The organism is Pseudomonadota bacterium, from assembly GCA_016719885.1.
Taxonomy (GTDB): domain Bacteria; phylum Pseudomonadota; class Gammaproteobacteria.
This window is the reverse complement of record JADJYF010000018.1, coordinates 102,244-114,671: the sequence shown is the minus strand read 5'-3', so window position 1 is coordinate 114,671 and position 12,428 is coordinate 102,244. Positions and strand designations below refer to the sequence as shown.

Below are 12,428 nucleotides of genomic sequence, written 5' to 3'. Positions count from 1 at the left end.
TTCAGAGTGCGAGTGTCCATGAAGCTTTGCCGGTCACTGCGCGACGCGTCGCGACTGTGCCTGTTGATTTGCATGCTCGCCGGCGGCTCATCGGCGGTAGCGGGCGGCACCGATGCCTGGTGGTATGCCATGCGCAACCACGGCGTGAAGGTCGGATGGATGCGGCTCGCCGATCGCCAGCTCGGCGACACGCTGGTGATGGACGACGAAGTACGCTTCGCGGCCAAGGGTGAGCAGGGCCATCTGACGCACCATATGCAGAGCCGGCGCGACGCGGTGCTGACGCCCCTCGATTTCTCGCTCGATGTTGCGCGTCCACGCAAGCCTTGGGCAATCACCGCCCAAATCGCCGAGCGCACCCTCACCATTCGCAGTCAACGCGGGCTGAAGGGCACGGGCAGTGCGCCGCTCGAGGCCGATTTCCTCACCGAGTTCTCCGCCATGCGGGTCGTTGCCCGTGGCGCCGACCAGGCCAGCCGCAAGTTCGCGCTGCTCGGCGCCTGGGAAAAGCCGACGGTGGTCGATGCCGAACTCCGTTACGCGGGCCGCGAGACGATCGAGTTCGACGGGCGGCCGCTGGCCACCGAGCGCTTTGTCATCAGCAATCCCGAAACGGCTGACCGCATCTATTGGCGGGACGCTGGTGGCCGACTGGTGCGCGTCCAGGTGTTCGGACGCGTGGTGTTCGAATTGACGGATGAAGCACAGGCCAAGGCGGACGAAGCGCCGCCGCCGCAGGCGCACAAACAGAGCCAGTCGCCGCTCGTGCCCGCGCAGACCGCGCGCGGGCCGCTTGCGACCGCCGACATCCCGGCCTTTCCCGGCGCGGCCGGCTTTGGCAGTCGCACCGCCGGCGGGCGCGGCGGACGGGTCATCGAAGTCACCACGCTCGCCGACGATGGTCCTGGTTCGCTGCGCGCCGCGCTGGCGGAAAGTGGACCGCGCATCGTGGTGTTCCGCGTCGGCGGCAGCATCCGGCTCACGCGGCCATTGGAAATCCGCGCCGGGCGCGTCACCGTCGCCGGCCACAGCGCCACCGGTGGCGGCATCATGCTGCGTGACGCAGGATTGGTGGTTGCCGCCGATGACGTGGTCCTGCGTTACCTGCGTATTCGGCCCGGCAATCGCGGGCCGGTCGATGCGGAGAACAATGACGCTTTGCAAATCAACGGTGCGCGAAATGTCGTCGTCGATCATGTTTCGATGAGTTGGAGCGAAGACGAGGTCGTACAGGTGTGGGAGGGAGCCCAGGACGTGTCGCTCTCGTGGTGCATCTTCAGCGAGGCGCTGAACAAGAGTCGCCATCCCAAGGGTCGCCACGGCGCCGGCGTACTGATCGGTGACGGCTCCGAGCGCGTCACCGTGCATCATTCGCTGCTGACGCAGCTCGATTTCCGCAATCCCTTGATCAAGGACGCCGGCGCGGTCGACTTGATTGAAAACCTGGTGGACGGCTGGGGCCGCACCGGCGGCGAGGCGGTCGACGAAATCGGGCGCGAGAGTCACATCAATGTGATTGGAAATCGATACGTGAAGGGGCCGGCCAGCCAAGCGCCGGCCTTCGTGGTGAACAAGGGTGACAGCGCGCGCGCGGTCTACCCGCGCATCTTCGCGCAGGACAATTCCGGACCGGCAATCGGCGCTGATACGGGCGACGCCTTTGCGATGTTCTCGCTCGGCTTCGAAGCCCAGGCGCTGCCTCCCGCAATCCGCGCCAGCCAGCCGTTCGCGAGCCCACCGGTGCCGCGCGTTGGCGGCGCGGCGGTGAGCGAGGCGGTGCTGGCGCAGGCGGGCGCCAATCGGCCGTGGCGTGACGCGGTCGATCGCCGCGTGGTCGAAGCGGTGCGCGGCGCGCGCGGTACGATGATCAACTCGCCGGACGAGGTCGGCGGCTTTCCGGAACTCGCCTCCGCGGCCGCGCCGCGGGACAGCGATCACGACGGCATGCCTGATGCCTGGGAAGCCGGCATCGGCCTTGCGCCCCAGGACGCGAGCGACGCCGCCAAGGATCGCGATGGTGATGGCTACAGCAATGTCGAGGAATATCTCGAAACGCTGCTTGCACCGTGACCGAGGGGGCCCCGCCAACGCCATGAGCGGCCTGCGTGTCATGCATTTCATCGAATCGCTGGAGATCGGCGGCGCCGAGCGCACGGTGCTCGACCTGGCGAGGAACCTGCCGGCGCACGGCATTCACGTCGTGGTGTGCTGTCTGCGCGACGGGCCATTACGCGGGGAACTGGAGCGCGCCGGGAGCACGGTCCTCTGCCTCGGCATGCGTCGCCACGGCATGCTGTGGTTGCCGTGGTTCGTGCACGATGTGTGGCGCATCGTGCGCTGGTTGAGTGAACTGCTGCACGAGCAACGCATCGACCTCATGCACGCCCACATGGCGGACGCGGTGATGCTGGGCTTGGTGGCGGGGCAGCGCTGCGGCGTGCCCGTGATCGCGAGTTTCCATGGGCTGGGATTGCTGCCGCGTGGGCGCGCCCGCATCGACCCGCGCAACGCGCTGCGCCGCCGCCTGTATCGCTTCATCGCGGCGCGCGCGGCCTGCAGCATCGCGGTGTCGCCACAAGTGCTGGGAGTGTTGCGCGACGAACTGGGCTTTGCCGCCGCGCGAATCCAGGTGCTCGGCAACGGCATCGACACCGAGGTCTACGGTGGCGAAGAGGCGGCGCGCGGCGCGCTCGCACTGCGTCGCGCGCTCGGTCTGGACGACGACGCGCGCATCATCGTCACGGTCGGACGCCTGGTCAGGGACAAGGGGCAACGCGACCTGGTGACGGCGATGCCGGCGCTGCGCATGCGCTGCCCGACGGCAACCCTGTTGATCATCGGCGACGGCGTCGAGCGCGAGCCACTGGCCGCGCTGATCGAGCGCCTCGGGCTGCACGGTGCGGTGCTCATGCTGGGCACGCGCACCGACATCGCCGAGCATCTTGCGCTGGCCGAGGTCTTCGCACTGGTGTCAGCGTCGGAGGGCGTGCCACTGGCCTTGCTCGAAGCGATGGCGGCCTGCCGCCCGGTGGTCGCGACCGCCGTGCCGGGCATCGTCGACGTGGTCGTGGATGGCGCGACCGCCTTGCTGGTGCCCTATGCGAACCCGCCTGCATTGGCCGAAGCACTGGCGCGGGTCATGGACGACCACGAGCTTGCGCGGCAACTGGCGCACGCGGCACGCGCGGCGGTGTGCGCGCGTTACGATATCCGTGCCGTGGTGCGCGCCATGGCGGCACTTTATACCGACGTCCTGCGCGACACCGCCGGGGCGCACCATAGCCGCGGAGCCAGCAAAGGGTGAAGTCCGTATCGCAGCAGGTACCGATCATCGTGTACCACAGCATCGCCAATCCGCATCGGCACGCCCTGCATCGCCTGTCGGTGCCGATAGCGCTGTTCGAACGGCAAATGGCCTATCTGCGGCGCAACGATTTCAGGGCAGTGGACCTGCGGGAAATCCAGGCTCATCTCGAGCACGGACACCCGCTGCCGCCCAAGGCCGTCGGCATCACCTTCGACGACGGCTATCTCGATAACTGGGTGCACGCCTATCCGATCCTGAAGCGCTACGGGATGAAGGCGACGCTGTTCGTCACCACGGATTTCATCGACCCGCGTGACATCTGCCGGCCGACCCTGGATGACGTCCGGGAAGCACGCCATGCGCCTGCCGAGCTGCCGTACTGGGGGCACGTGTCCTGGACCGAACTTAAGCGCATGCAGGACAGTGGGGTGGTCGACGTGCAGTCACACACCCTTACCCACAACTGGTACTTCAGCGACGCCCGCGTGGAGGATTTTCATCACCCGCGCGGCGAACATTACTGGCTCGCGTGGCATAGCCATCCCGAGCAGAAATACGACTGGTTGAACATGGATTTTCGCGCGCAGATCCCGCTCGGTCGGCCGGTCTACCGCCACCAGCAGACCTTGCTGGGGCCGCGCTATTTCGAAGACCCGGCCATCGCCGAGGCCTGTGTGCGGCACGTCGCCGACAACGGCGGGCCGGACTTCTTTCGCCATCCCGGCTGGCGCGCGGCGCTGCATGGGGTGGTCGCGGCACGGCGGCGCGCACACGGCGACGCGGGCTACCTGGAGTCGCCCGCTCAGTATCGCGCGCGCATCGAAGACGAGTTGCGCGGCAGCAAACGCATCATCGAAGAGCGTCTCGGCAAACCGGTCGAACTGTTGTGCTGGCCGTGCGGTGACTATTCGCCCGAATTACAACGCATGGCCCTGGACTGCGGCTATCGCGCCACCGTCAACGTCGCCAAGGTCACCAACCGTTACGGCGACGACCCGACCGAGTTGCGTCGCCTGGTCTTCGAGCAGGATTACACCGGTGTGTTGCGCATGCCGCTGGTTTACGCAAATTTCGTCGGCATGATCAATTATCGAAGCGGCCGTCGCATGGCCTATCCGCTGGCGCCCATCACGCGGCGCCTGATGCTGCTTGGACGGGCGCTGGAGCGCCTCGGCGAGTAAGCGACAGGTCTGCCAGGCGCGGTGTGTCACCTGGCGCGACTTCAAACCGCGCGCGTAATCGCGCTCGCCGGTGTGGCTTGCTGGTCGGCCGTCGGCACGGCACGCGTCGCTGCCTGGCGGGCCAGGTAAATACGCAGTCCCTGCGCGCCGCCCGCCAGGGTGAAATACAGATTGCTGAAAAACGGAAAGGCCATGACGTCGGTGAACATGCCGATGGAAATGTAGATCACCGACATGGCGAGCATGAACGTGCCATAAGCCGTGGGCGGTAACGGCAGCGCGCCCTTGGCACGCCGCAACGCGAGAAATGATCGGATCAGGCTGACGAATATCGAAATATAGACAGCCGCGCCGAACACGCCGTACATCAAGGTCATCGAGATCACCGCGTTGTGCGGCGGTCCCGCCAGGATGCCCCATTCCGCGCCGATGCCGAAGAAGTCGGATACGTACTTGGCGCGGTGCTTCTGAAACAGCTCGGTCGCATGCCTGCCGTAGCCGATGAACGGCTGTTGCACCGCCATGGTCACGGCCGCGTTGTACAGCGCCAGCCGGATGTAGACCGTCTCGTAGTCGCCGGCGCGCTCCGTGACCGATTCGGCACCTTCGTTCGATATCGCCAGGAAGCCGGCCACGCCGATCGCGCCGCTGAGCAGCAGCGCCAGCACGACGCGGCGCAGGCGACGTTCATGGTAGGCGGCCAGCAGTAGCGCCACCAACAGGCCAAGCCACACCGAGCGCGTCATGCACAAAAAGACAATGCTGCCGGTGCCGACCAACAGCGCGCCGTAGAACAGGCGGCTGGACATGGCGCGGCTCCATGCGAACAGGAATATGCATGACAGGAACACCACGTTACCCAGTGCACCGTACGACACCGAATCCGTGAAAGGGCCGCGCGCGCGACCCTGCTCTTCGACCAGTGAATGGACGGTGTCAGGCGGTCCGATCCAGCCCGGCGGATCGCTGTGGAAAAGAAACTGGAAGGCGCCGAAGGGCGCGAGATAGACGCACGACAGCGCCAGTGCGAGCAGGGCTTTGCGTACATCGGTGCCGCTCGCCACCATGTTCTTGAAGACGAAGAACAGCAGGAATGGCGTCGCGTACTCGTCGAAGAACAGCAGCACGTCTTCGCCGCTGCTCTCGCTGCGGATGTAGATATCCCCCAGCATGATGCCGCACAACAACAGCATCCTGCCTTCGGTCGGGCCAATCGCCAGCAGGCGCCGACGGCGCAGCATCACCGCGACCATCATCGGCACCGCCATCAGCGCGACGGCGATCCGGTTGAGCGTGACATCGGGGATGCCGGCCGGCAGGTCCAGGCGCAGGTAGGGATCGAGGATCGGGAACGCGAACATCCAACACAGCAGCCCGATATAGGGCTGTTGAAACGCGGCCACCGCGAACATGATGCCGGCCGCGCCGAGCGAGAAATACAGCCACTGATCGTAGACAGCGGCAAGCGCCACCGCGAGCCCGCACAGCACCACGATGGAATTCGCCAGACGTGGTCCGAGCGCGTCGCCTGCGACGGCCAGATGCCCGTCCGCCCCGGTGGGCGTGGCCGGGTTCATCGCCCAGGGCCCACCGTGGTCAGCGACCGACGGGTCACGGATGTTCGCGCCAGGTCCAACGGGCGCTGGCCAGGAACTTGGCGCCGGTGCCGAGCGCGATGCCGGCGAGATTGGCGTAGATATCCCACCAGCCGTACCTGACCAGCAACAGCAGCACACCGTAGTTGATGGCGCCGCCCACCAGGCACACCGCGTGGTAAGTACCCAGCCGCGCCAGGCGCGCCGAGCGCATGGTGCGGGCGCTGAAGGTCCAATGCTCGTTGAGCAGGAAATTGGTGAGCAGCGAGATCTCGATGGCGAGCGGCGAGGCGAGCGCCGGTGAAAAGTCCATGGTGCGAGTCAAGAGCGCGTAGATGCCGAGGTTGACGCCGACACCAGAGCCGCCGACCGCACAGAACTTGAGAAATTCTGCGAGGTTGCGGCCACGTGCGGCGAGCGGCAGGCGTGCCAGCAAGCCGGTCTGCCCTGGTTCGCCGTTCATGCGTCGCTCAAGCGCTCGCGCCGTACAGGCGCCGCCGCACCACGCCATAGATGCGTTCGACCGACAGGCTCTTCAGGCACAGGTTGTCGTTGCACGGCGTCAAGCGCTGGTTGAAGGGACTGACACAGGGACTGCAGGAGTAGCCCGCGTAGATGACATCGCAGCGAGGCGACAGCGGTCTGAAGCGCTCCGGCAGTTCGGGCCCGAAGAACACCACGATATGGGTGCGCGTAAGGCAGGCAAAATGAGCCGGCCCGGAGTCGTTGGTGATGACCATCTCGGCGAGATTGAACAGATGCAGCAGTTCCATCAGGCCGGTCGCGCCGGTGAGGTCGATGGCGCGCGGGTCGCCGACCGCGCGGCAAATGTAGTCGGCGTCGGGCTTCTCGCGCGCCACGCCGGTGATGGCGACGAACACGTCGGGATCGGACAGCAGCCGCCTCACCAGTTCGGCATAGTTCTCGAGCGGCAGCTTGCGCAACAGGAACAATTCGCTGGCATTGGGATTGACGATCACCAGGCGCGATCCCGGCACCAGGGCCGGGTTGTAGGTGGCGAGCTTGTTCCACAGCGCGCCGGCGGTCGCCTCGTCCGTGACTATCTGCGGCACGCTGAGGTCATCGTCGGCGTAGGAGCGCTTGACGCGTGGAACCTGGCCGGGCGGTTCGCCCAGCGCATACACCAGGTCGAGGAAGGTGTGAGCGCTATGGATGTGCGAGTTGTAGGCCACGTCGTGGGTCAGCAGATCGCCCGTGTAGACGCCTTCCTGGTTGAAGCGGTGGAAGCCGACGCGTCGCACGGCGCCCGACAGGAAGCTCATGATCGAGCTGTAGCGCACGAATGTTTCGAGGTTGATGACGGTGTCGATGCGACGCCGGCGTGCGGTCCACAGGAACTTCAGGGTGTCGCGCAGCAGTGTCCATAACGAGCCGTTGTCGATGGTGAGAATATCCTCGGGCGCGAGGATGTCGAGCATCTCGATACTGGGACGGATCTGCTTGAATGCCAGGAAATGGATGCGGGCCTCGGGGTAAAGCTCCCGGAGTTTGCGCAGCGCCGGGTAGGCAATCACCAGCACGCCCATTTCCACCAGCTCGATGACGACGATATTGCGCGGCTTGTCGTGCGCTGCCGGCCGCTGGCCGCGGATGCGCCTGGCTGCTCGCCGCACGCAGGTCAACAGGAAACAGGCCGGCACGCCGACCCAGTAATCCACTGCGCGCATCACGCCCGGATTCATCATCAGGAAAGTCCTCGGGAAAAGCCCGGCTTACGTGCGCCGCCGACCGCGAGCCCGTTAAGCATGCGCGCCGGCGTCAGCAGCACCAGCAGCGTGGCTGCGAGTGTAATCAAGAATGCGTTGCGCCGCAGCGGCGAGGCGCGCGCGTCGAGTGTGACGAGGTGCTCACCGGCGGGCAGCGCCAGCACGATGAGATTGAACGCCGAGCGCGAGAATGCGACCGGCTGCCCGTCGACACGCAGTTCGAGAAACGGGAAATAGGTGAAGCTGAGCTGGCCGAAACTGTCGATGTTGGCGCGGTAGCGGAGCGCGACATGAGTCATGTCGACCTTGAAGTCGAGAATCTCGATGTCCAGCGCGGCGTCGCCGGCGGGTGCTGCCGTGGCCGCCTCGCGGTCGAGCACGGGAATGGCTTTGGCGGTGCCGTGCCGGCGGTCGATGCTCATCGCGTCGAGCAAGGGCGTGACCAGCTTGGCGTAGTCGTCGTTGTCGTAGGCGAAGGCTTGATCGTCGTAGTAGCGGCGCGTTTCGATCTCGTTGGACGGGTCGTAACCGGCGATGTCGTCGGCGCGCACCAGCCGCGGCGCCGCGATCAGCGGGCGCGCATGGCGCAATTCGAGCAGGCCGTCGTCGAGCGTGTAGTCGGGCGACGGCGGCAGGGGCGGCGTGAAGTACTGGTAGCGATCGCGAAACGTGATGTACTTGACGCCGCTCATGAACAGGCCGTCGAGAGTCGCGCCCGATAGCGTGTTTTGCGCCAGTTCGCGGTGCATCTGCTTGCCGATTTCGACCAGGTAGCCGAACGACAGCCCGGCCGCCTCGTGCACCCAGCCAAACGGCGACGCGAGCGGTGCCCGCGGCATCACCGAGCCGAGCATGTGCGGGTCGAAAGCCGCGGCGCTTTCCTGCTCCGGACTTTGGGGGTCGCGGAAGATCAACTGCCTTTCGATGGTGCGATAGTTCGGATCAAGGGTCCGTATGCGCGCGTACATGCGCTCCTTGAAGTCTATTTGATCGCGATAGATGTATTGGAAGGTCGACGGTCCGAGATCCAGCGCCAGTATCGCCATCAGCGCCACCGTCACGCGTGGCGCGCGGCCGGGCGCAGGAATGGCCGCGCGCCAGCGTTCAAGCATGGCCGGCGCGAAAGCCGCCAGCGCGGCGCTGTAGAACACCACGAAGTTCATGTTCTTGACGTTGTACTGCATGCCCGAGCGCAGTGTGAACAGCGCATACAGGCCGGCCGCCAACAGCCCGAGCGCGGTCGGTACTCGGCGTCGCCACGCGTGGCAGGCGCCGATCACCGCGAACGCGGCCACCGACAGGCCCAGGTAACCGATGTTCTTGCGGTCGCCGACGATCTGCCACTTCAGCATGGCCTTCAGGAACCCTGCCCGTGGCGGCGTGGGCACCAGGATCTCGAAGGGCAAGCCCGGCATGCCTCGCACCCAGGCCTGGTCCATGACCGCCGGCACGAGCAGGAAGGTCGCCATCAGCGCGCCGCCGGCGAGTCCTAGATACGGTGGCGCGAGGCGGCGCCAAGCTGCCGTGGCGGGGGCCGTGGCCAGCGCTCCGCGTACCAGCACGAAGAGTGCGAAAAACAGCAGCCCGAAAAACGCGTAGGCATGATGGGCGATGATCAGGAAGAAGCTCGTCAATGCCATCCGTACGAACAGGCGACGCGCATCGATGGCGCCGTTGAAATAGTCCTCGGCATGCAGGAACAGCAGGGGATAGATGAGGTAGACGAGCGTCATGTGCAGATCGCCCCGGTACAGGATGATGTGCATGTGATGGAAGGCGAGGCCATAGCACAGCGCGCCGATCAGCGCGTGCGAGGGCCGTTCGACCGCGCGTGACAGGAACCAGTACATGGTCAACATCGAACCGAAGTGACCAAGGAACAGCACGGTCTTGACCGCGCTGTGGATATCGCCCAGCACGAGGTTCAGCGCGCCGCTCAGGTAGAAGAACAGTGGCGCGTAGTACTCGAGCAGGGGGAAGCCGCCGTACCAGTAGTTGGACCAGATGGGCAAACTCCAGTGGCGCAGGTGTTCGGCGACCGCCGCGCTCACCTCGACATGCATGGTGGCGTCGCCCATGAACACGGCGCCGCTGTTGATGTAGTAACGCGTGACGCCGACGCCCAGCAGGGCGACCAGCGCCAGCATGAGGCGCGGGCGCAGATCCAGCGCAGCCAGCAGGTTCGAGTAGCGACGCGTGCGCATCTCACTGCTCAGCATCCACAACGCCAGCAGGCCCAGCGCCGTCACCAACAGCAAGTCCTGGACGCCCAGCGCATCGCGCCAACCCTGCTTGATGACATCCAGCGCCGAGCCCTGCGCCGTTGCGATATGCACGCGCGTGGTGTGCTCAACGACCAGGTCGCGCAGCTTTGGCAAGGTCAGGAACTGAACGCCGAACAGGCCCAGCACCAACGCCGTCAGCGACGCAAAGCCCAGGGCCAGGCCGCCGCGTGCGGTCACGCTGCGTGCCCTTGCGCTGCCGGCGACGCTGTCAGCATGTGCGCCAGGTGCCGGCCGAAGGCGTGGTCGTCGAGCGCGTGGTGCAGATTCGCCTTGCGAACGGCCAATTCGCCCTCCACCCGCGCCGACGCCGTCAACAGGCCGGCGCCGCTGAGCAGGCGTACCAGCTTGGTCAGGACATACCTGCGCTTGGGCAAACCGTCGAAATATCGCCCATGGCCCAGGTTGATGCGCGCTTCGTTGTAGCGGTACACCAGCAGGAAGCTGAGCAGTGCCCGATAGGCGCGGGCAAAGCCCGCGGATTGCCGCGCGAGCAATTGCGCGGCCGGCGGCTGTGCAAGGTAGCGGTGCAGGAAATCTCTCTGCCAGTCCCACTTCTCCAATGGGCGCGCGTCGATGGTGAAGAAGCTGAGTACGTCGTAAAGCGGATGATGGGCGGCTATGACGCCTTCCAGGTCGATGAAGACCACGTCGTCACTGGTGGCATCACGCAGCATGTTGGTCGGCATCAGGTCCGCATGGCAAAGCACGCTGGCCGCCTCGATGTCGGCAAGCCCCGCGCATAGCAGCCGCCAGGCTCTCCAGCATTGCGCCAGGCCGATGTGCGTCGGCCACAAATGGAGCAAATGCTTGAGCATGACCTTGTGCAGGAAATGGCGGGTGGTCTCGCGTTCGCTGATGCCGAGCGCGTGCGCGCCATCCCCCAGGGATTGCCAAACCGCCAGCGCGTCCGCGATTTTTGCCATCAGCGCCGCATCGCCCAAATGGCGTGGCGCGAGCGCTTCGCCGCGTTCGAATTCCGTGACGAGGAAACCGGGGCCGTCGGCACAGTGGCGCAGCACCCGCAATGGCCGCCGCACCTTCAGGCTCCGCGTCAGGAGCGCTTCATTGCGCAAGCGGCGCAGCGCATCGGCGCGGCCGCTATGGCAATACTTCACGACCCGCTGCTGGCCGCTGGCGTGCTCGCAGTGCAGGGTCAGGAAGTCCTCGCTGCTGTCGAGCTGGCGCAGCACCGACAATTCAAGTGCCGCGAGTACCGCCGCCAGGTGCGAACCAGGCGACCAGTCAGGCGACGGGGGAGGTGATGGCGCCGTCATGACCTTCCTCGGCGAACAGCGAGCGGAACGTCTCCTCGAGCGACTGCTCGAGCTTGACGCAGTCCACCACCACCGCGTGCTGTTCGCGTACCACCTTCAGCACCCGGTCAAGCGCATTGCCGTCGCGTAACAACGACAGGTCGAGATCCTGTTCACCGCTGTCCTGGGCCCGCTCGCAACGCTCGACGCAATCGAGAGCCGCCAGCGCGGCGCAGGTCGCGTCGCTGAGCGGGGCGAGGCGTAACAGGTAGCGGTCGTGCGGTCGCAGGGACTGTTTGAGTTCGGTCAATCCACCGCTGTACACCAGCTTGCCGTAGCGCAATACGCCGACGCGCTGACACAAGGTCTCGACCTCGCGCATGATGTGGGTGGTGAGGATGACGGTGTTGTCGAAATAGTCGATGAGGCGCGACTGCACCATGCTGAGCAGTCCGTGCGCCGACGCCGGATCCAGCCCCCGTGTCGGTTCGTCCAGAAACAGCAGCCGCGGTGAACTGAGCAGGCCGCGGGCGATGGCGAGTTTCTGTTTCATGCCGGTGGAGAATTCACCTACCCGTTTGTCGGCGGCCTTGGTCAATTCGAAAAGCTTGAGCAGGTCGTTGATCTTGCGTGCGGCGGTCACCGAGTCTATGCCGTACAGCGTGGCGAAGAACGCGAGGTTCTGCCGCGCGGTGAGGCGCCAGTAGAAGCTGCGATCCTCGGCCGTGACCAGCGCCACCAGATCGCGAACCATGGCCCCCTGGGTGGTGATGTCGAACCCGAACACCCGTGCGTGTCCGGAGGTGGGGGTCAGGATGGTGCTGAGGATCTTGAGCAGCGTGGTCTTGCCGGAGCCATTCGGCCCCAGCACGCCATAGACCTCGCCTTCCAGGATGTCGAGGCTGACATCCTGCAGGGCGTGGACGACCGGGCGCTGACGACCGCGCAGCATGTCGCTGATGCTGGTCTGCGCGCCGTAGGTCTTGCCGAGACGCTCGATTTCGATCGCATGGCCCACCGCGGGCGCTCCTTGGTTGTTATTCTGGTATGCGCATTGCCAGTGACGCGCTCAGTTCACCG

Annotated in this window: 9 protein-coding genes; 3 read left to right on the top strand and 6 right to left on the bottom strand. The window is 65.7% G+C overall.

What is annotated here, in order from left to right:
* The first annotated feature begins 18 nt into the window (after positions 1 to 18).
* From IPM80_18470 to IPM80_18460, 3 genes are read left to right on the top strand one after another with little or no spacing between them, the layout of a single operon-like run.
* Positions 19 to 2,070, top strand: coding sequence for a hypothetical protein (locus IPM80_18470; GenBank protein MBK8960339.1), 2,052 nt, complete (start codon positions 19 to 21; stop codon positions 2,068 to 2,070).
* A gap of 22 nt (positions 2,071 to 2,092) precedes the next feature.
* Positions 2,093 to 3,304, top strand: coding sequence for a glycosyltransferase (locus IPM80_18465; GenBank protein MBK8960338.1), 1,212 nt, complete (start codon positions 2,093 to 2,095; stop codon positions 3,302 to 3,304).
* On the top strand, positions 3,301 to 4,488 hold the full coding sequence (locus IPM80_18460; protein ID MBK8960337.1) for a polysaccharide deacetylase family protein: 1,188 nt from the start codon (positions 3,301 to 3,303) through the stop codon (positions 4,486 to 4,488). Before IPM80_18465 ends, IPM80_18460 begins: the two co-directional genes overlap by 4 nt.
* Before the next feature lie 41 nt (positions 4,489 to 4,529).
* On the opposite strand, the gene IPM80_18455 is transcribed toward IPM80_18460, so the two are convergent.
* Genes IPM80_18455 through IPM80_18430 form a run of 6 tightly spaced genes read right to left on the bottom strand, consistent with a single transcriptional unit; the run spans position 4,530 to position 12,366 of the window.
* The gene (locus tag IPM80_18455) at positions 4,530 to 6,065 is read right to left on the bottom strand and encodes an O-antigen ligase family protein (GenBank protein ID MBK8960336.1); all 1,536 of its coding nucleotides are present in this window, start codon (positions 6,063 to 6,065) and stop codon (positions 4,530 to 4,532) included.
* 34 nt (positions 6,066 to 6,099) lie between these two features.
* A complete protein-coding gene (locus IPM80_18450) occupies positions 6,100 to 6,546 on the bottom strand; it encodes a GtrA family protein (GenBank protein MBK8960335.1) in 447 nt (148 codons plus the stop codon).
* Between the two features lie 7 nt (positions 6,547 to 6,553).
* Positions 6,554 to 7,789, bottom strand: a complete 1,236-nt coding sequence (locus tag IPM80_18445; protein MBK8960334.1) for a glycosyltransferase family 9 protein — start codon at positions 7,787 to 7,789, stop codon at positions 6,554 to 6,556.
* Positions 7,789 to 10,272 carry a hypothetical protein gene (locus IPM80_18440; protein MBK8960333.1) on the bottom strand — a complete coding sequence of 828 codons (2,484 nt, stop codon included), beginning with the start codon at positions 10,270 to 10,272 and terminating at the stop codon, positions 7,789 to 7,791. The genes IPM80_18445 and IPM80_18440 overlap by 1 nt, the downstream gene beginning before the upstream one ends.
* Complete coding sequence (locus tag IPM80_18435; GenBank protein MBK8960332.1) at positions 10,269 to 11,285, bottom strand: phosphotransferase; 1,017 nt, start codon at positions 11,283 to 11,285, stop codon at positions 10,269 to 10,271. The genes IPM80_18440 and IPM80_18435 overlap by 4 nt, the downstream gene beginning before the upstream one ends.
* 52 nt (positions 11,286 to 11,337) lie before the next feature.
* Positions 11,338 to 12,366: an ABC transporter ATP-binding protein gene (locus tag IPM80_18430; protein ID MBK8960331.1), complete on the bottom strand. Its 1,029-nt coding sequence runs from the start codon at positions 12,364 to 12,366 to the stop codon at positions 11,338 to 11,340.
* Between the last annotated feature and the right edge of the window lie 62 nt (positions 12,367 to 12,428).

What these genes read in the sequence shown, in the direction of transcription:
- IPM80_18465 (MBK8960338.1), top strand. Translation starts at nt 2,093, where the DNA reads ATGAGCGGCCTGCGTGTCATGCATTTCATCGAATCGCTGGAGATCGGC.
- IPM80_18470 (MBK8960339.1), top strand. Translation starts at nt 19, where the DNA reads ATGAAGCTTTGCCGGTCACTGCGCGACGCGTCGCGACTGTGCCTGTTG.
- IPM80_18455 (MBK8960336.1), bottom strand. Translation starts at nt 6,065, where the DNA reads ATGAACCCGGCCACGCCCACCGGGGCGGACGGGCATCTGGCCGTCGCA.
- IPM80_18445 (MBK8960334.1), bottom strand. Translation starts at nt 7,789, where the DNA reads ATGATGAATCCGGGCGTGATGCGCGCAGTGGATTACTGGGTCGGCGTG.
- IPM80_18450 (MBK8960335.1), bottom strand. Translation starts at nt 6,546, where the DNA reads ATGAACGGCGAACCAGGGCAGACCGGCTTGCTGGCACGCCTGCCGCTC.